The organism is Bacillus vallismortis (genome assembly GCF_040784915.1).
GTDB lineage: Bacteria > Bacillota > Bacilli > Bacillales > Bacillaceae > Bacillus > Bacillus subtilis_G.
The window spans coordinates 2,954,532-2,977,259 of record NZ_CP160797.1 but is presented as its reverse complement, the minus strand read 5'-3'; the positions used below and the strand labels follow the sequence as shown (position 1 = coordinate 2,977,259).

The following is a 22,728-nucleotide window of genomic DNA, read 5'->3' as shown; positions in this document are numbered from 1 at the left end:
GAGACCCTCTCTCTTAGTGTTCATCTGTGACGGGGATGAACCAGCAGCCGAAATCAGTAAGGTCCTCGTAGACTTGGAGATTGTGAAATTGAAGTTCTTTTTTTATGAGGGAAGCGAGTGAGTTTGTTTCGGCATATGCAGAAAAACCTTGTCTGAGCCGGGCTGCTTGATCTTTTGCTAACTGACGGTCACTGTAAACCTCCATTTCCCTTCCTCCTTCCTTTTGCCATTAAGCCTCTCACATATAGTTTATAAAAAAGAATGGGAAAAAGCGACAGAAGTTTAGAGAATTTAAAAAAAATCCATAATTACGCCGCAAATGATATTTCAAGTTCTACTGTCAGTCTCGTATAAATAATTAATTCTTTGACGGTTGCCTCGTATTTTTTTTCATTGATCATATAGACTTTGTTTTCGATTGTCCGTTTTAAAAGATCCTTTGTTTGATAGACGCTCTCTATGTCTTTTGTAATCACCTCTGAAATATTATCCTTTACATGCTCCTCGAATTTCGTTTTATCCGGCTGTGATATTTTATATTTATCCCCATTCTGTAATTTAACGCTGACGCTTTGGATCAGCAGTTTTCTTTTATTATCTTCGTTCAGTTTATGGAGGTCTTCCTGATAGATTGAAATTTGATTGTTTAAGTCTTTGACATGCTCTTTTTGTTTTTCAATGAGGCTGACCTGCTCCTCTTGGAATGTACCGTAAGTAAACAGGAAAAAGAACCAGCTGATCACGGCTCCGCACATCATTCCCGCAAAAAAACGCTGCCACCCCGGTTTTTTGTAATGCTGTGGCACCCTCATGAAGAAATATGCTCCTGGGTCAGCCATGAAATAATAAGCCAGCCGCTTTGCGCCCCGCCCATGGCCGAGATAATGAGAAGAATCTGCTTGAATAAATCTCTCGTATTGCCTTCAAGAATGCCTCGTTCAAAGCTGTATACCGCATCGAATGTACCGCCGATAGCGGCGACCAGCGCCCATATTTTTAATCTGTTGGCAAGCTTTGTAATGACCGTAAGCGGGGCTTCGCCTGCCAAATATGCTCCGAGGCCTCCGATGAGTGCGCCTCCGATCAGCACCCCTAATGCGATAAAATAACTGTTGATGAAATTTACCATAAAACCAGCTTCCTGATCCATCTTGATCACCTCACCTTTTATATCATATTGAGCTTTCAGGACAAGTATGATGACGACTCGAAAAAGAACATTTGTTTCTTTTGAAAACCCGACTTATAATGAAGAAAGAAACGGATCGTAATGGAGAAAGAGGTGATAGCATGTCTTTTGTTCACCTGCAAGTGCATAGCGGGTACAGCCTGCTAAACAGCGCCGCGGCTGTGGAAGAGCTCGTCAAGGAAGCTGACAGGCTCGGATATGCGTCTTTGGCGCTGACAGATGATCATGTCATGTACGGAGCTATTCAATTTTATAAAGCATGCAAGGCGAGAGGGATCAACCCGATAATCGGTTTGACGGCTTCTGTTTTTACAGATGATAACGAGCTTGAAGCCTACCCGCTCGTCCTGCTGGCCAAATCAAATACAGGCTATCAAAACCTGCTGAAAATCAGCAGCGTCCTGCAATCGAAATCAAAAGGCGGGCTAAAGCCGAAATGGCTTCACAGTTATCGGGAAGGCATTATCGCGATAACGCCCGGCGACAAAGGATATATTGAAACGCTGCTTGAAGGAGGGCTGTTTGAACAGGCCGCTCAAGCAGCACTTGAATTTCAGTCTATATTCGGAGAGGGGGCCTTTTATTTTTCCTATCAGCCTTTTAAAGAGAATCAAGTCTTATCTGAGCAGATTCTGCTGCTGTCTGAAGAAACAGGTATCCCTATTACGGCGACAGGTGATGTGCATTACATAAGGAAAGAAGATAAGGCTGCCTACCGTTGTCTGAAAGCGATTAAGGCAGGTGAAAAACTGACGGATGCCCCCGCCGAAAATCTGCCTGATCTCGATTTGAAACCCATCGAAGAAATGCAAAACATTTATCAAGAGCATCCCGAAGCACTGCAAGCATCTGTTGAGATCGCGGAACAATGCCGGGTTGACGTCAGCCTCGGGCAGACCCGTCTCCCGTCCTTCCCAACTCCAGACGGAACGTCCGCTGACGATTATTTAACGGACATCTGTATGGCAGGTCTTCGCAGCCGCTTTGGCACGCCTGATGAACGATACCTCCGCCGTCTTCAATATGAGCTTGATGTCATCAAACGGATGAAGTTCAGCGATTACTTTCTGATCGTATGGGATTTTATGAAGCACGCCCATGAAAAAGGGATCGTTACAGGACCGGGAAGAGGTTCTGCGGCAGGATCTCTTGTGGCTTATGTCCTGTATATCACAGATGTTGACCCGATTAAACATCACCTGCTGTTTGAACGCTTTTTAAACCCAGAACGTATCAGTATGCCGGATATTGATATTGACTTTCCGGATACAAGAAGGGATGAAGTTATTCAATACGTTCAGCAGAAATACGGTGCGATGCACGTCGCGCAGATTATCACCTTTGGAACACTTGCGGCAAAAGCGGCGCTTCGGGATGTCGGCAGAGTATTCGGTGTCAGCCCGAAGGAAGCAGATCAGGTTGCAAAACTCATTCCTTCAAGGCCGGGCTTGACGCTGGATGAAGCGAGACAGCAATCGCCGGAGCTGAATAAGCGGCTTCGGGAGTCAAGTCTGCTTCAGCAAGTCTTTACAGTTGCCCGAAAAATAGAAGGGCTGCCAAGGCATACCTCGACCCATGCAGCCGGCGTTGTCCTGAGTGAAGAATCGTTAACAGATGTTGTTCCGCTTCAGGAAGGGCATGAAGGGATATATTTGACGCAATACGCGATGGATCATCTTGAAGACTTGGGTCTTTTAAAAATGGATTTCTTAGGCTTACGCAACCTGACGCTCATTGAATCCATCACTTCAATGATTGAAAAAGAAGAAAACATCAAAATAGATCTTTCGAATATTTCCTACAGGGATGACAAAACGTTCTCCTTGCTGTCGAAAGGGGATACGACAGGGATTTTTCAGCTTGAATCTACAGGGATGAGAAGCGTCCTGAAGCGGCTTAAGCCTTCAGGCCTGGAGGATATTGTGGCGGTCAATGCGCTGTACCGGCCTGGTCCGATGGAAAATATTCCGTTATTTATCGACCGTAAACACGGTCAGGCGCCTGTTCACTATCCCCATGAAGATTTAAGGAGCATCTTGGAAGATACATATGGCGTCATTGTGTATCAGGAACAAATTATGATGATAGCTTCCCGTATGGCAGGGTTTTCTTTAGGAGAAGCGGACCTGCTGAGACGGGCGGTCAGCAAAAAGAAAAAAGAAATCCTGGATAGAGAGCGAAGCCATTTTGTTGAAGGGTGCTTAAAAAAGGAGTATTCTGTAGACACTGCAACTGAAGTCTACGATTTAATCGTCAAATTCGCAAACTATGGCTTTAACCGAAGCCACGCGGTGGCATACAGCATGATCGGCTGCCAGCTTGCGTATTTGAAAGCTCATTATCCGTTATATTTTATGTGCGGATTACTGACAAGCGTCATTGGCAATGAGGATAAAATAGCTCAATATCTTTACGAAGCAAAGGGGAGCGGGATTCGTATCCTTCCTCCGTCAGTGAACAAAAGCAGTTTTCCGTTTAGAGTTGAAGACGGATCTGTCAGATACAGCCTCCGCGCGATAAAAAGTGTAGGCGTCTCAGCAGTCAAAGATATATATAAAGCGAGAAAAGAGAAACCATTTGAAGATCTTTTCGATTTCTGCTTTCGCGTGCCGTCAAAAAACGTAAATCGCAAAATGCTTGAAGCACTTATTTTTTCTGGTGCGATGGACGAATTCGGCCAAAACCGGGCGACGCTGCTCGCATCCATTGACGTTGCTTTGGAACATGCAGAGCTATTCGCCGCGGACGATGACCAAATGGGATTGTTTTTAGATGAATCGTTTTCGATTAAGCCGAAGTATGTGGAGACAGAGGAGCTTCCGCTTGTGGATTTACTTGCGTTCGAAAAAGAAACGCTCGGCATTTATTTTTCAAATCATCCGCTCTCTGCCTTCCGAAAACAGCTGGCTGTACACGGAGCAGCGACCATTCTGCAGGCCCAGCAGACGGTCAAAAGGCCGCTTTCTCTCGGAGTCCTGCTGTCGAAGATCAAAACGATTCGGACGAAAACAGGTCAAAACATGGCGTTTTTAACGCTCAGTGATGAAACCGGTGAAATAGAAGCCGTTGTTTTCCCTGAACAATTCAGACAGCTTTCTCCCGTTTTAAGAGAAGGCGCTCTTTTATTCACAGCGGGCAAATGTGAAGTAAGGCAGGATAAGGTCCAGTTCATCATGTCCCGGGCAGAATTATTAGAAAATATGGATGCGGAAAATGCGCCATCGGTGTATATAAAAATAGAAAGCAGTCAGCACAGCCAGGAGATCCTGGCAAAAATTAAGCGCATTTTGCTGGAGCATAAAGGGGAAACAGGTGTTTATCTTTATTATGAAAAGCAAAAACAGACGATTAAGCTTCCTGAGTCGTTTCATGTCAATGCGGATTACCAGGTGTTATATCGCTTAAAAGAGCTGTTGGGTCAAAAAAACGTCGTTTTAAAACAGTGGTAACGATGCATTTTTTGTTATACAATTGGAGCAATTATGTCATCCTGTTTAAATATTCAGATAGATTAACTCCGCAGAATGCAGCAATCAACGCACCAGTATACGAATCAAAAATATCCATAAGGAGTGTTTAGGAGAATGTCATTAAGAGAAGAAGCATTACACCTGCATAAAGTCAATCAGGGGAAACTGGAGTCTAAATCGAAAGTAGAAGTCAGAAACGCGAAAGATTTAAGCCTTGCGTATTCTCCGGGTGTTGCAGAACCGTGTAAGGATATTCATGAAGACATTAACAAAGTATATGATTATACAATGAAGGGGAACATGGTAGCAGTTGTGACTGACGGTACAGCTGTTCTTGGCCTTGGAAATATCGGCCCTGAAGCCGCGCTTCCTGTTATGGAAGGGAAAGCTGTTCTATTCAAAAGCTTTGCAGGCGTAGACGCGTTCCCGATTGCTTTAAACACAACCGATGTTGATAAGATCGTGGAAACTGTTAAATTGCTTGAACCGACATTTGGCGGTGTCAACCTTGAAGATATCGCAGCGCCAAACTGCTTTATCATTGAAGAGCGCCTTAAAAAGGAAACAAACATCCCGGTTTTCCATGATGATCAGCACGGTACTGCCATTGTAACGGTAGCAGGTCTTGTAAATGCGCTGAAACTGTCTGGAAAATCAATGTCATCCATTAAAGTTGTCGCAAATGGCGCCGGTGCGGCTGGTATTGCGATTATCAAGCTCCTTCACCATTACGGCGTACGTGACATCGTGATGTGCGATTCAAAAGGAGCGATTTATGAAGGGCGTCCGGAAGGCATGAACGATGTCAAAAACGAAGTGGCGAAATTCACAAACCAAGACCGCAAAGACGGTTCTCTGAAAGATGTCATCGCTGATGCTGACGTATTTATCGGCGTATCTGTAGCAGGAGCGTTAACAAAAGAAATGGTGCAAAGCATGGCAAAAGATCCGATTATCTTTGCGATGGCAAATCCCAATCCGGAAATTATGCCGGAAGATGCGCGTGAAGCTGGCGCAAGCGTTATTGGAACGGGCCGTTCTGACTTCCCGAACCAAGTAAACAATGTTCTTGCATTCCCTGGTATTTTCCGCGGAGCGCTTGACGTTCGCGCCACTCACATTAACGAACAAATGAAAATCGCAGCTGTTGAAGCTATTGCTTCATTGGTTTCAGAAGATGAGCTTAGCGCAGACTACGTTATCCCTGCCCCGTTTGATAAACGGGTTGCACCTGCTGTTGCGAAGGCTGTCGCTAAAGCGGCGATGGAAACAGGTGTCGCAAGAATCACTGTTGACCCTGAGGAAGTTGCTGAAAAAACGAGAAAACTTACGATTATTGGTTAATCATTTTAATTCATTCCAAAAATGGCAGCGCGTTGGACGAGACCGGCGCGCTGTTCTCAAGTTAAACTGGCGGCTGAAATTTTTTTAGGGGCTGGACTTAAAAAAATTTCATCCGGGTTTAACATTATTTTTGAATGCGTTACCAACCTTGTCAGTTCAACGTCTTATCTGATCTCATACGAGTCGTCCCGACTGCGTCATTGAATAAAAAGTTGTCGAATTGAGGATGACAGCGTTTGACAAAAAAAGTACAATAGTTTCGGTAAAGTTATTAGCAAGTCTATCTGTTTGATGACATGCGGTGAAGAGAACCCTTCACAAAAGGGAGGTAATCATGTGTTAAAGGATATATTCACGAAAAAGAAAAAGTATGCTTCCGTACCGTCTGAGCAAGCGAAGCACGACGTTCCGGAAGGCATTATGACAAAATGTCCTAAGTGTAAAAAAATCATGCTCACTAAAGAGTTGGATAAAAATATGCGGGTATGCATGAACTGCGATTATCATTTCCCGATGAACGCAAAACAGCGTGTCGAAAGCTTGATGGATGAACAATCCTTTGAGGAATTTAACCAGGGAATGTTATCAGAAAACCCGCTAGGTTTCCCGGGATATCTGGAAAAGCTTGAAAAAGACCGCGAGAAAACATCCTTAAACGAGGCTGTTGTGACGGGCAAGGGCGCCATTGGCGGATACCCGGCTGTTGTCGCCGTCATGGATTCTTCATTCAGAATGGGCAGCATGGGTTCAGTCGTCGGTGAAAAAATCACGCTTGCGATTGAAAAAGCAAAAGCTGATAAAGTTCCGTTTATTATTTTTACGGCTTCAGGCGGTGCGAGAATGCAGGAAGGCGTATTAAGTTTGATGCAAATGGCTAAGACAAGCTCTGCCTTAAAACTGTTCAGTGAAGAACAGGGCCTCATTATTTCAATTATGACCCATCCGACTACCGGAGGCGTATCGGCTAGCTTTGCTTCACTCGGCGATTATAATTTTGCTGAGCCTGGCGCGCTGATCGGTTTTGCAGGAAGACGGATTATTGAACAGACAATAGGTGAAAAATTGCCTGAGGACTTCCAAACGGCAGAGTTTTTATTAAAACATGGACAGCTTGATGCGGTTATTCACCGCCAAGACATGAAACAAACGTTAGAAAATCTGCTGGATATGCATCAAGCGGGAGGTGACTTTGAGTGGCTGTAAGATTAGAATTTGAAAAACCGGTGATTGAACTGCAAACGAAAATCGCTGAATTGAAAAAATTCACCCAGGATTCAGATATGGATCTGAGTGCGGAAATTGAACGGCTCGAAGACCGTCTCGCTAATCTTCAGGATGAAATCTACAAAAATCTGAAGCCTTGGGACCGTGTTCAAATCGCGCGTCTGCCGGACCGTCCGACAACGCTTGATTATATTGAACACCTGTTTACCGGCTTTTTTGAATGTCACGGAGACAGAGCTTACGGAGACGATGAAGCCATTGTCGGCGGCATTGCGAAGTTCCATGGCCTTCCTGTAACGGTAATCGGGCATCAGCGCGGTAAAGACACGAAGGAAAACCTTGTCCGTAATTTTGGGATGCCGCATCCTGAAGGCTACCGAAAAGCGCTTCGTCTCATGAAGCAGGCTGACAAATTCAACAGACCGATTATTTGTTTTATTGATACGAAGGGAGCATACCCTGGACGAGCAGCGGAAGAAAGAGGACAAAGCGAAGCCATTGCCAAAAATCTCTTTGAGATGGCCGGCCTTCGAGTGCCTGTTATCTGCATCGTCATCGGTGAAGGCGGAAGCGGCGGAGCCCTTGGTCTCGGTGTTGGCAACCACTTGCATATGCTGGAAAACTCTACTTATTCTGTTATTTCTCCGGAAGGTGCCGCGGCACTTTTATGGAAGGACTCCAGTCTTGCTAAAAAAGCAGCAGAAACAATGAAAATCACTGCGCCGGATTTAAAAGAATTAGGTATTATAGATCATATGATAAAAGAAGTAAAAGGCGGAGCGCACCACGATGTTAAGCTGCAGGCAAGCTATATGGACGAAACCCTTAAGCAATCGCTAAAAACGTTGCTGAAGCTGGATGAAGAAGAATTAGTTCAGCAACGCTATGAAAAATATAAAGCAATTGGCAAAGTCTCGAATGAAGACCAATATATCGGGGTAAACTAAATAAACGTGAAGCCTTTGGCTCACGTTTATTTTTTGTGACATTCTTTAAATTTTATTTAAAAACAATTTATTTAATTGTATAATAGGTAAGGTTTCATAGGGAGGATGGAGATCCCTTTTCATTGTTTTTAGGGCAATGATCATGTTATGTTTAATCATATATGTTGCTGAGGTGAATGGAGAATGAAACGTATAGGGGTATTAACGAGCGGCGGGGATTCCCCGGGAATGAACGCAGCAGTTCGCGCAGTAGTCAGAAAAGCGATTTATCATGACGTTGAAGTTTACGGCATTTACAACGGATACGCAGGATTGATCGGCGGAAAGATTGAAAAGCTTGAACTCGGATCTGTAGGCGATATTATACATCGCGGAGGAACAAAGCTTTATACGGCAAGATGTCCTGAATTCAAAACGGTTGAAGGCCGTGAAAAAGGGATAGAGAACTTGAAGAAGCTTGGTATTGAAGGTCTTGTTGTCATCGGCGGAGACGGTTCCTATATGGGTGCAAAAAAATTGACGGAACATGGGTTTCCATGTGTAGGTGTACCGGGTACAATTGATAATGACATTCCGGGTACTGATTTTACAATCGGTTTCGATACAGCTTTAAATACAGTAATTGACGCAATTGATAAGATCCGCGATACAGCGACTTCTCATGAACGTACATATGTGATTGAAGTAATGGGCCGCCATGCCGGTGATATTGCATTGTGGGCCGGCCTTGCAGGGGGCGCGGAATCAATCCTGATCCCTGAGGCAGACTACGACATGCACGAAATCATTGGCCGCTTAAAACGCGGCCACGAACGCGGCAAGAAGCACAGTATTATTATTGTTGCCGAAGGTGTAGGCAGCGGTGTTGAATTCGGAAAACGCATTGAAGAAGAAACAAATCTTGAAACTAGGGTATCTGTATTGGGCCATATTCAGCGCGGAGGTTCTCCGAGCGCTGCTGACCGCGTGCTGGCAAGCCGTCTTGGCGCATATGCAGTTGAACTGCTGCTTGAAGGAAAAGGCGGACGCTGTGTGGGTATACAAAACAATAAGCTTGTAGACCATGATATTATAGAAATACTGAATACAAAACACACAGTAGAGCAAAACATGTATCAGCTTTCAAAAGAACTGTCTATTTAATGTGCAGCTGAAGGCTGAAGATTTCAGAAGGAAGTGAACCAAATGAGAAAAACTAAAATTGTTTGTACCATCGGTCCGGCAAGTGAAAGTATTGAAATGCTTACGAAATTAATGGAGTCAGGAATGAACGTGGCTCGTTTGAACTTTTCTCACGGAGATTTTGAGGAGCACGGCGCAAGAATTAAAAATATCCGTGAAGCAAGCAAAAAACTTGGCAAAAACGTTGGTATCCTGCTTGATACAAAAGGTCCGGAAATCCGCACACATACGATGGAAAACGGCGGCATTGAGCTTGAAACAGGCAAAGAGCTTATCGTTTCAATGGACGAGGTTGTAGGGACAACAGACAAAATTTCAGTGTCATATGAAGGTTTAGTCGATGACGTTGGACAAGGTTCAACGATTCTGTTAGATGACGGACTTATCGGCCTTGAAGTACTTGATGTTGATGCCGCTAAACGCGAAATCAAAACAAAAGTATTAAACAACGGAACACTCAAAAATAAAAAAGGTGTTAACGTGCCGGGCGTAAGTGTCAACCTTCCTGGTATCACTGAAAAAGATGCACGAGACATCGTTTTCGGTATTGAGCAAGGAGTAGACTTTATCGCAGCGTCTTTCGTACGCCGTTCTACGGACGTGCTTGAAATCCGTGAGCTTCTAGAAGAGCACAATGCTCAGGATATTCAAATCATCCCTAAAATCGAAAACCAAGAGGGCGTTGACAACATTGATTCTATTCTTGAAGTGTCTGACGGCTTAATGGTTGCACGCGGAGACTTAGGTGTGGAAATCCCAGCTGAAGAAGTGCCGCTTGTGCAAAAAGACCTGATTAAAAAGTGCAACGCGCTTGGAAAGCCTGTTATTACAGCGACACAAATGCTTGACAGCATGCAGCGCAACCCGCGTCCGACCCGTGCGGAAGCAAGTGACGTTGCAAACGCGATCTTCGACGGCTCAGATGCGATCATGCTTTCTGGTGAAACAGCTGCCGGAAGCTATCCGGTTGAGGCGGTTCAAACCATGCACAACATCGCGTCTCGTTCTGAAGAAGCTTTAAATTATAAAGAAATTCTTTCAAAACGCAGAGATCAAGTAGGCATGACGATAACAGACGCAATTGGACAATCTGTCGCGCACACGGCGATCAATCTGGAGGCAGCTGCGATTGTCACGCCGACTGAAAGCGGCCATACTGCGCGCATGATCGCGAAATACCGTCCGCAGGCGCCGGTTATTGCGGTTACTGTAAATGATTCTGTTTCCAGAAAACTTGCGCTCGTATCTGGCGTATTCGCGGAAAGCGGCCAAAATGCGAACTCAACAGATGAGATGCTTGAGGATGCTGTCCAAAAATCATTGAACAGCGGACTTGTAAAAAATGGCGATCTGATCGTCATTACAGCAGGCACTGTCGGTGAGTCTGGCACGACGAACTTAATGAAAGTATACACTGTCGGCGATATCATCGCTAAAGGCCAAGGCATCGGACGCAAATCAGCTTTCGGTCCGGTTGTCATTGCACAAAATGCAAAAGAAGCTGAGCAAAAAATGACTGACGGTGCGGTACTTGTTACAAAAAGCACTGACCGTGATATGATTGCATCTCTTGAAAAAGCGTCTGCTCTTATTACAGAAGAAGGCGGCTTGACAAGCCATGCTGCGGTAGTCGGATTAAGCCTCGGCATTCCGGTTATCGTTGGGCTGGAAAATGCGACATCTACTTTAACAGACGGCCAGGATATTACAGTTGACGCATCCAGAGGCGCAGTCTACCAAGGCCGTGCGAGCGTTCTTTAGTCACAGATGAACACGGAAGGGGAATCCCTTCCTTTTCTCTTTATCTTGCCTTATGTTGAACAGAGGTGTGTTACACGTGTGGGGGGCCCGGATATGAGATTTTTATTTTTGCTTTTTATTGTGTTTCCGGCATTAGAAATCGGGATATTCCTATTTTCAGGCAAGCTGATCGGCATTTTGCCGACGGTCTTTTTAATGATTCTGACAGGCATTATCGGCGCAGCAGCTGCAAAAAAACAAGGAACCGAAGTGTATTACAAGGTTCAGCGTGATCTTCAATATGGCCAGATGCCGGGGGAAGCGATTGCTGACGGCCTGTGCATTTTCATTGGCGGTCTTTTGCTGATGCTTCCGGGCTTTTTATCAGATTTGGCCGGCGCCTGTTTGCTTATCCCGCTTACCCGCAGCTGGTGTAAGCCGATTCTGTTCAAGTGGCTGAGAGGAATGTCGAAGAACAAACGGATCATCATCAAATAAAAAACGGCAGCCATAAATATGGGCTGCTGTTTTATTTTTGCTGAACGGTGATATAGGACCATATTTCCTTTAATGTGCCTGTTGTGATGAAAGCCTGGATCATGACGAGAAGAGCCGGCCCGGCAATGAGTCCTAAAAACCCGAATAATTTAAAACCGGCAAACAGGGCGATGAGCGTTGCCAGCGGATCGATCCCGATTGATTTACTAAGTATTTTAGGTTCTGTCAGCTGCCGCTGAATAAGAACAACAAGGTACAGTATGCCGATTCCGATTGCCTGAGGCAGCTGGCCTGTAATCGATAAATACAAAATCCACGGCACAAATACGGAGCCCGCCCCCAAATAAGGGAGAAGATCAACAAGTCCTATTAAAAAAGCAATTGTTGCGCCATGTTCAACTTTTAAGAGAGCAAGGCCGATAAATACAATGATCATCGTAATGAAAACGAGAACGGCCTGCGCTTTGATAAAACCGGTCATTGCTTTTTTTAATTCATTGCTGATCGCTCTGCTGTTGGCTGTAACCCGATCCGGCAGAATCGAAACGAACATGGTTTTCAGCTTGTGCCAATCCTTTGTCATAAAAAAAGTTGCCAAAAGAGAAAAAACGAGAACAGCCGCTGTATTTGGAAGAAGTCCGAAAAATCTCGGAATCATTTCTAATATGTGGGACAGCAGCAGTCCGGCATTTTTAGCCGCGGAATCACCGAGTGTCTGAATATGAGTGACGATGGAAGCCTGCTGATTGGTCTCCAATTCTTGAAACAAAAGGGTCAGTTCGTTATAGAGCGGCTGGATATGAGTCGTAAACAATTTTTCGCAATATGAGATAAACGTGCTGATATGCGGAGGCAGCGTTTTTGCAAGATAGGCTGTTCCCGTGACGATTTCGGCTACCAGAATGGTGAGTACACCAAAAGCTGCGAGCAGAAAAAAAGCAAGCACGCCCAGAACATTTATCGTTCGCGGGAATCCTGTCACTTTGTCCAAATAATCGACAACAGGATGAATCGCTGATGAAAGAATAAGGGCGATCAGGAACGGATAAGTTAACGGAAACGAATAATAGGCCGCAGCTATCGATCCTGCGGTAATTGATATGACAAAGAGGGTTCTGAAGAAAATAGTGATATAAGATTGGTTCACGAAAACGGTCCTCCTCCCGTCAGCATGTCCTATTTATATATATATTCACGCTCCGGCTGAATATGAATACATACATCTTAAAGGAGGGATGGCATGTGTTTACACAAGCGAATTTATTTTTAATTTTACTCTTGGCTATCGCACTTATCGCAAAAAATCAATCATTGCTTTTTGCTGTATCCGTCCTTTTGATTATCAAAATCGTTGGACTTGATCAGAAATTATTACCAACCATCCAGTCAAAAGGCATTAACTGGGGTGTGACCGTTATTACCATCGCCGTTCTTGTTCCGATTGCGACGGGTGAAATCGGGTTCAAGCAGCTTGGAGAAGCAATGCGGTCTTCATATGCATGGATCGCCTTGGGAGCGGGAATCGCAGTGGCGCTGATTGCCAAAAACGGTCTGACTCTGCTGGAAAATGACCCGCATATTACAACTGCTCTCGTGATCGGGACCATTCTCGCAGTCGCGCTTTTTGGCGGTGTGGCGGTGGGACCGCTGATCGGAGCGGGGATTGCTTATATTGCCATGCAGATTGTAAAACTGTTCTCTTCATGAAAAAAGCGGCCCGAAAGCCGCTTTTTTTTATATGCAAAAACCCGCAAATAAAGGCGTTTTTTCGGGGAAATCACAGAATGAAAAAAAAAATTATAGGTAAACATTTAACAAATGTCTGATTATTGTTTATAATGAGAATAGGCATAAACTTAAATAAGCTTATAAGAATTTGTTATGGTCTTTCATAAGCAAGCGGTTTCAGTACCAGCAGGCATTAAAATGTAAGCATTTTCTTTTTTGGGGGGAGAAATACTTACACCATGCTTTTTAAGTTAGCCTCATGTTTTTACAACACTCTTAAAGGGGAAATTTATTGAAAAGGGGATGTTATATATGACAGCGACACGCGGTCTTGAAGGGGTTGTAGCAACAACATCATCTGTGAGTTCTATTATTGATGATACCCTTACATATGTGGGGTATGATATCGATGATTTGACAGAGAATGCAAGCTTTGAAGAAATCATTTACTTACTTTGGCACTTAAGGCTGCCAAACAAAAAAGAGCTTGATGAGTTAAAACAGCAGTTAGCAAAAGAAGCTGCCGTTCCGCAAGAAATTATTGAGCACTTCAAATCTTATTCCCTCGAAAATGTTCATCCCATGGCTGCTCTTCGGACAGCGATTTCTTTACTAGGCCTGTTTGACAGCGAGGCTGATACCATGAACCCGGAAGCCAACTACAGAAAGGCGATCCGCCTTCAGGCAAAGGTGCCTGGTTTGGTCGCAGCGTTTTCCAGAATCCGCAAGGGTCTTGAACCCGTTGAGCCAAGAGAAGACTACGGCATTGCCGAGAATTTTCTCTACACATTAAATGGAGAAGAGCCTTCGCCGATTGAGATCGAAGCCTTCAACAAAGCACTGATTTTACATGCCGATCACGAGCTGAACGCGTCAACGTTTACAGCGAGGGTCTGCGTTGCAACACTTTCGGATATCTATTCAGGAATTACTGCAGCGATCGGCGCACTTAAGGGGCCGCTTCATGGCGGTGCAAACGAAGCTGTCATGAAAATGCTGACAGAGATCGGCGAAGTGGAGAATGCAGAACCTTACGTTCGCACCAAGATGGAAAAGAAAGAAAAAATAATGGGGTTCGGCCATCGCGTTTATAAGCATGGCGATCCGCGCGCCAAACATTTAAAAGAAATGAGCAAGCGACTGACCAACCTGACAGGCGAAAGCAAATGGTATGAGATGTCGATTCGTATAGAAGAGATCGTCACATCAGAGAAAAAGCTGCCGCCTAACGTTGATTTCTATTCGGCTTCTGTTTACCACAGCCTCGGCATTGACCATGATTTGTTTACACCCATTTTTGCTGTAAGCAGAATGTCCGGCTGGATCGCTCATATTCTTGAGCAGTATGACAACAACCGTCTGATCCGCCCGCGCGCAGATTACACAGGCCCTGACAAACAAACTTTCGTTCCGGTTGAAGAAAGAGCCTAAAGAACCATTGGAGGCTGGCTTGCGTTAATGAAGTTAGCCTCTTGTTCAGAACAGCAAAAGTGGTTTACAATTTAAATTGAATATTGGGAAAAATCATTTTGTTTTTTATAGAAGAAAAATAAAATGTTTTCTAAATATGAATTACATACTGGGAGGTTTTTATTGTGGCACAAGGTGAAAAAATTACAGTCTCTAACGGAGTATTAAACGTACCAAACAATCCGATTATCCCGTTTATCGAAGGAGACGGAATCGGTCCTGATATTTGGAACGCTGCTTCAAAGGTTTTGGAAGCAGCAGTTGAAAAAGCATACAAAGGCGAAAAGAAAATCACGTGGAAAGAAGTTTATGCCGGAGAAAAGGCTTATAATAAAACAGGTGAGTGGCTGCCAGCTGAAACATTAGATGTTATCCGTGAATATTTCATCGCGATTAAAGGGCCGTTAACGACACCTGTCGGCGGCGGTATCCGCTCTTTGAACGTAGCGCTCAGACAAGAGCTTGACCTATTCGTCTGCTTAAGACCTGTAAGATACTTTAACGGGGTGCCGTCACCGGTAAAACGCCCTGAAGATACTGATATGGTCATCTTCCGTGAAAATACAGAAGATATTTACGCAGGCATCGAGTACGCAAAAGGTTCTGAAGAAGTGCAAAAGCTCATCAGCTTCTTGCAAAATGAGTTAAACGTCAACAAAATCCGTTTCCCTGAGACATCAGGTATCGGCATTAAGCCTGTTTCTGAAGAAGGAACAAGCCGGTTGGTCAGAGCAGCAATTGATTATGCGATCGAGCGCGGCCGCAAGTCTGTAACGCTTGTTCACAAAGGAAACATCATGAAGTTCACAGAAGGCGCCTTCAAAAACTGGGGCTATGAACTTGCAGAGAGAGAGTATGGCGATAAAGTCTTCACATGGGCTGAATATGACCGCATTGCTGAAAAAGACGGAAAAGATGCCGCTAATAAAGCGCAAAGCGAAGCAGAAGCAGCAGGCAAAATCATTATCAAAGACAGCATCGCTGATATTTTCCTTCAGCAGATCCTAACACGTCCAAGCGAATTTGATGTTGTTGCGACAATGAACCTTAACGGAGACTATATTTCTGACGCTCTTGCTGCACAAGTCGGCGGAATCGGTATTGCACCTGGAGCAAACATTAACTATGAAACAGGACATGCGATTTTTGAGGCGACGCACGGAACGGCTCCTAAATATGCGGGCCTTGATAAAGTAAACCCATCTTCAGTTATTCTTTCAGGCGTTCTGCTTCTTGAGCATTTAGGATGGAATGAAGCGGCTGATTTGGTTATCAAATCTATGGAAAACACAATCGCTTCTAAAGTCGTAACTTACGATTTTGCCAGATTAATGGACGGTGCGACTGAAGTGAAATGTTCAGAGTTCGGTGAAGAACTGATTAAAAACATGGACTAAGCAAGGAAACAGCCTAAAATTAGCCATAAAGGAGAAGAGAGACATGGGAAATACTCGTAAAAAAGTTTCTGTTATCGGAGCAGGTTTTACCGGAGCGACAACCGCATTTTTAATCGCTCAAAAAGAATTGGCAGACGTTGTGCTTGTTGATATTCCGCAATTGGAGAACCCGACAAAGGGAAAAGCGCTTGATATGCTTGAAGCAAGCCCTGTTCAAGGCTTTGACGCGAAAGTTACTGGAACATCCAATTATGAGGATACAGCGGGTTCTGACATTATTGTCATTACAGCAGGTATCGCTAGAAAACCTGGTATGAGCAGAGATGATCTAGTCTCTACAAACGAAAAAATTATGAGAAGCGTTACACGAGAAATCGTGAAATATTCTCCTGAGTCTATCATTGTGGTGCTGACAAATCCTGTTGATGCAATGACATACGCGGTGTACAAAGAATCAGGTTTCCCTAAAGAGCGCGTCATCGGCCAGTCCGGTGTGCTTGATACGGCAAGATTCAGAACATTTGTGGCAGAAGAATTAAACCTATCAGTCAAAGACGTGACAGGTTTCGTTCTTGGCGGACACGGTGACGATATGGTGCCGCTTGTGCGTTATTCTTATGCCGGCGGTATCCCGCTTGAAACTCTTATCCCGAAAGAACGGATTGACGCCATTGTGGAGCGCACAAGAAAAGGCGGAGGCGAAATCGTGAATCTTCTTGGAAACGGAAGCGCGTACTATGCGCCTGCGGCTTCTCTGGCAGAAATGGTCGAAGCGATCTTGAAAGATCAGCGCCGCGTCCTTCCTACAATTGCTTATCTTGAAGGAGAATACGGCTATGAAGGCATCTACCTTGGTGTTCCTACAATTGTAGGCGGCAACGGTCTTGAGCAAATTATTGAACTTGAACTGACAGATTATGAAAGAGCACAGCTGAATCAATCAGTTGAATCTGTCAAAAATGTCATGAAAGTATTATCATAGTAAAAAGAGAGAAAGGCTTGCTTGATAGAGCCTTTCTCTTTTTGTTATAAATGTAAGCGTTATCAGAAAATTCTTTATTTCGTTTAAAAATGATATAAAAGGCGAATTGCCGGAATATCCTGCTTTCGCTAAAATAAAATCATGAAACATGTTAAGATGACATAAAATAGAGAAATAGGATGTCGGGGAATTTAATACTGGAGGCACAGCATGAACAAGAAAATTTTAGTTGTGGATGATGAAGAATCTATTGTTACTCTTTTGCAGTACAATTTGGAACGGTCAGGCTATGATGTCATTACCGCCTCGGACGGGGAAGAAGCACTCAAAAAAGCGGAAACAGAGAAGCCTGATTTGATTGTGCTGGATGTGATGCTTCCAAAACTGGACGGAATCGAAGTGTGCAAGCAGCTTAGACAGCAAAAACTGATGTTTCCGATTCTAATGCTGACAGCGAAGGATGAGGAATTCGACAAAGTATTAGGACTCGAGCTCGGTGCTGATGATTATATGACCAAGCCGTTCAGTCCAAGGGAAGTGAATGCAAGAGTTAAAGCGATTTTAAGGCGTTCCGAAATGGCTGCGCCCTCTAGTGAAATGAAGAATGATGAAATGGAAGGCCAGATCGTCATTGGCGAACTGAAAATTCTGCCTGATCATTATGAAGCGTACTTTAAAGACAATCAGCTTGAGCTGACACCGAAAGAGTTCGAACTGCTGCTGTATTTGGGCAGACATAAAGGCAGAGTGCTGACGAGAGATTTGCTGCTGAGCGCTGTCTGGAATTATGATTTTGCCGGAGATACGAGAATTGTTGATGTGCATATCAGCCATCTCCGCGACAAAATTGAAAGCAATACAAAAAAACCGATCTATATCAAAACGATTAGGGGATTGGGCTATAAACTGGAGGAGCCAAAAATGAATGAATAAATACCGTGTGCGCCTTTTTTCTGTACTTGTAGTCTGTATGATTCTGGTGTTTAGTGTCCTCGGGCTGTTTTTGCAGCAGCTCTTTGAAACAACTGGTCAAAGGAAAGCAGAGGAACACATTGAAAAAGAAGCCAAATACATGGCTTCGCTTCTTGATGCCGGCAATCTGAATGATCAAGAAAATAAGAAAATCATTAAAGATGCAGGCGGCGCGCTCGATGTGAGCGCATCCGTTATCGATACAGACGGCAAGGTGCTGTACGGGTCAAACGGGGTAGCGGCAGATTCTCAAAAGGTGCAGGCGCTTGTTTCTGGCCATGAGGGTGTTCTTTCAAAAGCAAATAACAAGCTTTATTACGGACTTTCGCTTAGAAGCGAAGGTGAAAAAACAGGATATGTGCTGCTTTCTGCCTCTGAAAAAAGCTACGGCTTGAAAGGCGAAATGTGGGGGATGCTGACGGCCAGTCTTTGTACCGCATTTATCGTCATTATTTATTTTTATTCCAGCATGACCTCACGTTACAAAAGATCAATTGAAGCAGCGACAAATGTAGCAACAGAATTGTCCAAGGGAAACTACGATGCCAGAACGTACGGCGGCTATATCAGGCGCTCTGATAAGCTCGGCCGTGCGATGAACAGCCTTGCCGTTGATCTGATGGAAATGACGAGAACGCAAGAAATGCAGCGAGACCGGCTGTTAACAGTCATTGAAAATATTGGCTCCGGGCTGATTATGATTGATGGAAGAGGTTTTATCAATCTCGTGAACAGGTCTTACGCCAAGCAGTTCCATATCAATCCGAATCAGATGATGCGCCGTCTTTATCATGATGCATTTGAACATGAAGAAGTGATCCAGCTTGTCGAAGACATTTTTATGACGGAGACAAAGAAATGCAAGCTGTTAAGGCTTACGATCAAGATTGAACGGCGTTATTTTGAGGTTGACGGCGTTCCGATTATGGGACCGGACGATGAATGGAAAGGAATTGTGCTCGTTTTCCATGACATGACGGAGACCAAGAAATTAGAGCAGATGAGAAAGGATTTTGTGGCCAATGTATCTCATGAGCTGAAAACGCCGATTACGTCTATTAAAGGGTTTACGGAGACGTTATTGGACGGGGCGATGGAGGACAAAGAGGCGCTTTCTGAGTTTCTCTCTATTATTCTAAAGGAAAGCGAAAGGCTTCAGTCTTTGGTTCAGGATCTGCTCGATCTCTCAAAAATAGAGCAGCAAAATTTCATGCTCAGCATCGAAAAGTTTGAGTCGACCAAAATGCTTAGTGAAATTGAAACGCTTCTAAAGCATAAGGCCGATGAGAAAGGCATCTCCTTACAACTGAATGTCCCGAAAGATCCGCTCTATGTATCGGGTGACCCGCACAGGCTGAAACAGGTATTTCTTAATCTCGTAAACAATGCGTTAACCTACACGCCTGAGGGGGGCTCTGTAGCTATCAATGTAAAGCCCGGAGAAAAAAACATTCAAATTGAAGTTGCCGATTCCGGAATCGGAATTCAGAAAGAAGAAATTCCGCGTATCTTCGAACGTTTTTACCGTGTAGATAAAGACAGAAGCAGGAATTCTGGCGGAACAGGCTTAGGCCTTGCGATCGTCAAGCATTTAATAGAGGCTCATGAAGGGAAAATCGATGTCACAAGCGAGCCTGGACGGGGAACCGTCTTTACCGTGACGCTGAAACGTGCTGCTGAAAAATCCGCCTAATGTTTACAAAGGTTTAACAATATCTTCATGCACTGTTAAACCTATGCTGGTAGGATGTAGTAGAACCCCTTCATCCAAGGAGCCAATTTTGACGGCGGGAACCTTTTTGTGTTCCCGTCCTTTTTTGTGTCTTCTCTTTTAGTTCACGTCATTTTCCTTTCAAATTGAACTTTGTTAAAATAAGAGGAGCGAATGACTATGTAAGAGATGAACGGAAGCCTGAGGCTTCTTAGGAGGATATTGAATGACGGAACGAAAAAAATTAGTGCTTGTAGACGGAAACAGTTTGGCTTACCGAGCGTTTTTTGCCTTGCCGCTGTTAAGCAATGATAAAGGTGTTCATACGAATGCCGTATACGGCTTTGCGATGATTTTGATGAAGATGCTTGAGGATGAAAAACCGACGCACATGCTGGTTGCATTTGATGCCGGGAAAACAACATTTCGTCACGGCACATTTAAAGAATATAAAGGCGGCAGACAGAAAACCCCGCCTGAGCTTTCCGAACAAATGCCGTTTATCCGTGAGCTGCTGGATGCGTATCAGATCAGCCGCTACGAACTGGAACAATACGAAGCCGATGATATTATCGGCACTTTGGCCAAATCGGCTGAAAAAGACGGATTTGAAGTAAAGGTTTTCTCAGGAGATAAGGATTTAACTCAGCTGGCAACAGACAAAACGACAGTTGCCATTACGAGAAAAGGAATTACCGATGTTGAATTTTACACACCGGAGCACGTCAAAGAGAAATACGGGCTTAAGCCTGAACAAATCATTGACATGAAGGGTCTGATGGGCGATTCCTCAGATAATATTCCGGGTGTGCCCGGCGTAGGAGAAAAGACAGCGATTAAGCTATTAAAACAGTTCGCCTCCGTTGAAAAGCTGCTGGAGTCCATTGACGAGGTGAGCGGAAAGAAATTGAAGGAAAAGCTTGAGGAATTTAAGGATCAGGCATTGATGAGCAAGGAGCTGGCGACGATCATGACGGATGCGCCGATTGAGGTATCCGTTTCCGGCCTGGAATATCAAGGCTTTAATCGCGAACAGGTCATTTCCATCTTTAAAGATCTTGGATTCAGCACGCTTCTTGAACGTCTTGGGGAAGACAGTGAAGAAGCGGAGCAGGATCAGGGATTAGAAGAAATTAATGTCGAAACCGTCACAGACGTAACAAGCGGTATATTGGTTTCTCCATCGGCATTTGTCGTTGAACAGATTGGCGACAATTATCACGAAGAGCCGATTCTCGGATTTTCGATCGCAAATGAAACGGGATCTTATTTTATTCCGAAAGACATTGCCGTGGAGTCTAAGGTGTTTAAAGAATGGGTGGAAAATGACGAGCAGAAGAAATGGGTTTTCGACAGTAAGCGGGCTGTTGTCGCTTTGCGCTGGCAGGGCATTGAACTGAAAGGGGCGGAGTTTGATACGCTTCTTGCGGCTTATATCATCAACCCCGGCAATTCATATGACGACGTCGCAAGCGTGGCTAAGGATTACGGCTTGCATATCGTTCAAAGCGATGAATCAGTTTACGGCAAAGGAGCAAAACGGGCAGTGCCGTCAGAAAACGAACTGTCTGAGCACCTTGTCAGAAAAGCGTTAGCCATTCAAAGCCTTCGGGAGAAACTCGTTCAGGAGCTGGAGAACAACGATCAGCTTGAACTGTTTGAAGAGCTTGAAATGCCTCTTGCGCTTATTCTGGGCGTAATGGAATCAACTGGCGTCAAGGTTGATGTTGACCGTTTAAAACGGATGGGTGAAGAACTGGGCGCGAAGCTGAAAGAATATGAAGAAAAAATCCATGAGATTGCGGGAGAACCGTTTAATATCAATTCTCCTAAACAGCTTGGTGTCATCTTGTTTGAAAAGATCGGCCTGCCTGTCGTGAAAAAAACGAAAACAGGCTATTCAACGTCTGCCGACGTGCTTGAAAAGCTGGCTGACAAGCATGATATTGTCGACTACATTTTGCAGTACAGACAAATTGGCAAGCTTCAATCGACATATATTGAAGGGCTTCTAAAGGTGACGAGACCGGATTCACACAAGGTGCACACACGGTTTAACCAGGCTTTAACGCAAACAGGCCGCCTCAGCTCTACTGATCCGAATCTGCAAAACATTCCGATCAGACTTGAAGAAGGGCGCAAAATCCGCCAAGCTTTTGTTCCGTCTGAAAAAGACTGGCTCATTTTTGCAGCTGATTATTCTCAAATCGAGCTGCGGGTGCTAGCCCATATCTCAAAGGATGAAAATCTTATCGAAGCTTTCACAAATGATATGGATATTCATACAAAAACGGCAATGGATGTGTTTCATGTCGCGAAGGATGAAGTGACATCCGCGATGAGACGCCAGGCGAAAGCGGTCAACTTTGGCATCGTATACGGCATCAGCGATTACGGGCTGTCACAGAACCTTGGCATTACCCGAAAGGAAGCCGGAGCATTCATCGACCGTTATTTGGAAAGCTTCCAAGGCGTAAAGGCGTACATGGAGGACTCGGTTCAGGATGCTAAGCAAAAAGGCTACGTGACAACGCTTATGCATCGCCGCCGTTACATTCCTGAGCTGACGAGCCGAAACTTTAATATCCGCAGTTTTGCGGAGCGGACGGCTATGAATACGCCGATTCAAGGTAGCGCCGCTGATATAATCAAAAAAGCCATGATTGATATGGCTGCCAAGCTGAAAGAAAAACAGCTGAAAGCAAGACTGCTGCTTCAAGTGCACGATGAATTGATTTTTGAAGCGCCGCAGGAAGAAATTGAAATCCTTGAAAAGCTTGTTCCTGAAGTGATGGAGCATGCGCTTGCATTAGATGTCCCGTTAAAGGTGGACTTTTCATCAGGACCATCTTGGTATGATGCGAAATAAACAGA

At 44.5% G+C, this 22,728-nt stretch carries 18 protein-coding genes; 14 read left to right on the top strand and 4 right to left on the bottom strand.

From position 1 onward, the window contains the following. Positions 1–13 precede the first annotated feature (13 nt). The 3 genes from ABZM97_RS14670 to ytrH all read right to left on the bottom strand — a co-directional run bounded on the left by ABZM97_RS14670 (position 14) and on the right by ytrH (position 1,150). Positions 14–205, bottom strand: a complete 192-nt coding sequence (locus tag ABZM97_RS14670; RefSeq protein ID WP_087992431.1) for a hypothetical protein — start codon at positions 203–205, stop codon at positions 14–16. A gap of 103 nt (positions 206–308) precedes the next feature. Continuing rightward, complete coding sequence (gene ytrI / locus ABZM97_RS14665) at positions 309–812, bottom strand: sporulation membrane protein YtrI (protein ID WP_141113413.1); 504 nt, start codon at positions 810–812, stop codon at positions 309–311. After that, entirely contained in the window at positions 809–1,150 is a 342-nt protein-coding gene (gene ytrH, locus ABZM97_RS14660; RefSeq protein WP_024122464.1) for a sporulation membrane protein YtrH, read from the bottom strand. Before ytrH ends, ytrI begins: the two co-directional genes overlap by 4 nt. 140 nt (positions 1,151–1,290) lie before the next feature. On the opposite strand from ytrH, the gene dnaE reads away from it, so the two are divergent. The 7 genes from dnaE (at position 1,291) to ABZM97_RS14625 (ending at position 11,594) form a co-directional block, all read left to right on the top strand. Beyond that, positions 1,291–4,638: a DNA polymerase III subunit alpha gene (dnaE, locus tag ABZM97_RS14655; RefSeq protein WP_367386912.1), complete on the top strand. Its 3,348-nt coding sequence runs from the start codon at positions 1,291–1,293 to the stop codon at positions 4,636–4,638. Positions 4,639–4,773: 135 nt separating this feature from the next. Next, entirely contained in the window at positions 4,774–6,003 is a 1,230-nt protein-coding gene (gene maeB / locus ABZM97_RS14650; RefSeq protein WP_367386911.1) for an NADP-dependent malic enzyme, read from the top strand. A 336-nt stretch (positions 6,004–6,339) separates the two neighbouring features. Further along, positions 6,340–7,206: an acetyl-CoA carboxylase, carboxyltransferase subunit beta gene (accD, locus tag ABZM97_RS14645; protein WP_087992427.1), complete on the top strand. Its 867-nt coding sequence runs from the start codon at positions 6,340–6,342 to the stop codon at positions 7,204–7,206. Further along, the gene (gene accA / locus ABZM97_RS14640) at positions 7,197–8,174 is read left to right on the top strand and encodes an acetyl-CoA carboxylase carboxyl transferase subunit alpha (protein ID WP_202326934.1); all 978 of its coding nucleotides are present in this window, start codon (positions 7,197–7,199) and stop codon (positions 8,172–8,174) included. The genes accD and accA overlap by 10 nt, the downstream gene beginning before the upstream one ends. 183 nt (positions 8,175–8,357) lie before the next feature. Next, positions 8,358–9,317 (top strand): 6-phosphofructokinase, encoded by a 960-nt coding sequence (gene pfkA / locus ABZM97_RS14635; RefSeq protein ID WP_202326935.1) that lies wholly within the window; start codon positions 8,358–8,360, stop codon positions 9,315–9,317. 42 nt (positions 9,318–9,359) lie between these two features. Continuing rightward, positions 9,360–11,117 (top strand): pyruvate kinase, encoded by a 1,758-nt coding sequence (gene pyk / locus ABZM97_RS14630; RefSeq protein WP_202326936.1) that lies wholly within the window; start codon positions 9,360–9,362, stop codon positions 11,115–11,117. 93 nt (positions 11,118–11,210) lie between these two features. Next, the gene (locus ABZM97_RS14625; RefSeq protein WP_087992423.1) at positions 11,211–11,594 is read left to right on the top strand and encodes an FxsA family protein; all 384 of its coding nucleotides are present in this window, start codon (positions 11,211–11,213) and stop codon (positions 11,592–11,594) included. Between the two features lie 31 nt (positions 11,595–11,625). Here ABZM97_RS14625 and ytvI read toward each other — a convergent pair whose 3' ends face one another. Continuing rightward, positions 11,626–12,741 carry a sporulation integral membrane protein YtvI gene (ytvI, locus tag ABZM97_RS14620; protein ID WP_087992422.1) on the bottom strand — a complete coding sequence of 372 codons (1,116 nt, stop codon included), beginning with the start codon at positions 12,739–12,741 and terminating at the stop codon, positions 11,626–11,628. 95 nt (positions 12,742–12,836) lie between these two features. Here ytvI and ABZM97_RS14615 point away from each other — a divergent pair, with 95 nt between their 5' ends. From ABZM97_RS14615 to polA, 7 genes are all read left to right on the top strand, one after another. Further along, positions 12,837–13,301 (top strand): DUF441 domain-containing protein, encoded by a 465-nt coding sequence (locus tag ABZM97_RS14615; protein WP_087992421.1) that lies wholly within the window; start codon positions 12,837–12,839, stop codon positions 13,299–13,301. A 333-nt stretch (positions 13,302–13,634) separates the two neighbouring features. Beyond that, on the top strand, positions 13,635–14,753 hold the full coding sequence (gene citZ, locus ABZM97_RS14610; protein ID WP_087992420.1) for a citrate synthase: 1,119 nt from the start codon (positions 13,635–13,637) through the stop codon (positions 14,751–14,753). Between the two features lie 164 nt (positions 14,754–14,917). After that, on the top strand, positions 14,918–16,189 hold the full coding sequence (gene icd, locus ABZM97_RS14605; protein WP_087992419.1) for an NADP-dependent isocitrate dehydrogenase: 1,272 nt from the start codon (positions 14,918–14,920) through the stop codon (positions 16,187–16,189). 43 nt (positions 16,190–16,232) lie between these two features. Beyond that, entirely contained in the window at positions 16,233–17,171 is a 939-nt protein-coding gene (mdh, locus tag ABZM97_RS14600) for a malate dehydrogenase (protein ID WP_367386910.1), read from the top strand. A 210-nt stretch (positions 17,172–17,381) separates the two neighbouring features. Then, positions 17,382–18,104: a two-component system response regulator PhoP gene (gene phoP, locus ABZM97_RS14595; RefSeq protein WP_087992417.1), complete on the top strand. Its 723-nt coding sequence runs from the start codon at positions 17,382–17,384 to the stop codon at positions 18,102–18,104. After that, entirely contained in the window at positions 18,097–19,836 is a 1,740-nt protein-coding gene (gene phoR, locus ABZM97_RS14590; protein WP_367386909.1) for a sensory box histidine kinase PhoR, read from the top strand. Before phoP ends, phoR begins: the two co-directional genes overlap by 8 nt. A gap of 244 nt (positions 19,837–20,080) precedes the next feature. Beyond that, positions 20,081–22,723, top strand: coding sequence for a DNA polymerase I (gene polA, locus ABZM97_RS14585; protein WP_202326946.1), 2,643 nt, complete (start codon positions 20,081–20,083; stop codon positions 22,721–22,723). The last annotated feature ends 5 nt before the right edge of the window (positions 22,724–22,728 follow it).

What these genes read in the sequence shown, in the direction of transcription:
- ytrI (WP_141113413.1), bottom strand. Translation starts at nt 812, where the DNA reads ATGAGGGTGCCACAGCATTACAAAAAACCGGGGTGGCAGCGTTTTTTT.
- ABZM97_RS14670 (WP_087992431.1), bottom strand. Translation starts at nt 205, where the DNA reads ATGGAGGTTTACAGTGACCGTCAGTTAGCAAAAGATCAAGCAGCCCGG.
- phoR (WP_367386909.1), top strand. Translation starts at nt 18,097, where the DNA reads ATGAATAAATACCGTGTGCGCCTTTTTTCTGTACTTGTAGTCTGTATG.
- ABZM97_RS14625 (WP_087992423.1), top strand. Translation starts at nt 11,211, where the DNA reads ATGAGATTTTTATTTTTGCTTTTTATTGTGTTTCCGGCATTAGAAATC.
- pyk (WP_202326936.1), top strand. Translation starts at nt 9,360, where the DNA reads ATGAGAAAAACTAAAATTGTTTGTACCATCGGTCCGGCAAGTGAAAGT.
- polA (WP_202326946.1), top strand. Translation starts at nt 20,081, where the DNA reads ATGACGGAACGAAAAAAATTAGTGCTTGTAGACGGAAACAGTTTGGCT.
- pfkA (WP_202326935.1), top strand. Translation starts at nt 8,358, where the DNA reads ATGAAACGTATAGGGGTATTAACGAGCGGCGGGGATTCCCCGGGAATG.
- citZ (WP_087992420.1), top strand. Translation starts at nt 13,635, where the DNA reads ATGACAGCGACACGCGGTCTTGAAGGGGTTGTAGCAACAACATCATCT.
- mdh (WP_367386910.1), top strand. Translation starts at nt 16,233, where the DNA reads ATGGGAAATACTCGTAAAAAAGTTTCTGTTATCGGAGCAGGTTTTACC.
- ytrH (WP_024122464.1), bottom strand. Translation starts at nt 1,150, where the DNA reads ATGGATCAGGAAGCTGGTTTTATGGTAAATTTCATCAACAGTTATTTT.
- maeB (WP_367386911.1), top strand. Translation starts at nt 4,774, where the DNA reads ATGTCATTAAGAGAAGAAGCATTACACCTGCATAAAGTCAATCAGGGG.
- dnaE (WP_367386912.1), top strand. Translation starts at nt 1,291, where the DNA reads ATGTCTTTTGTTCACCTGCAAGTGCATAGCGGGTACAGCCTGCTAAAC.
- phoP (WP_087992417.1), top strand. Translation starts at nt 17,382, where the DNA reads ATGAACAAGAAAATTTTAGTTGTGGATGATGAAGAATCTATTGTTACT.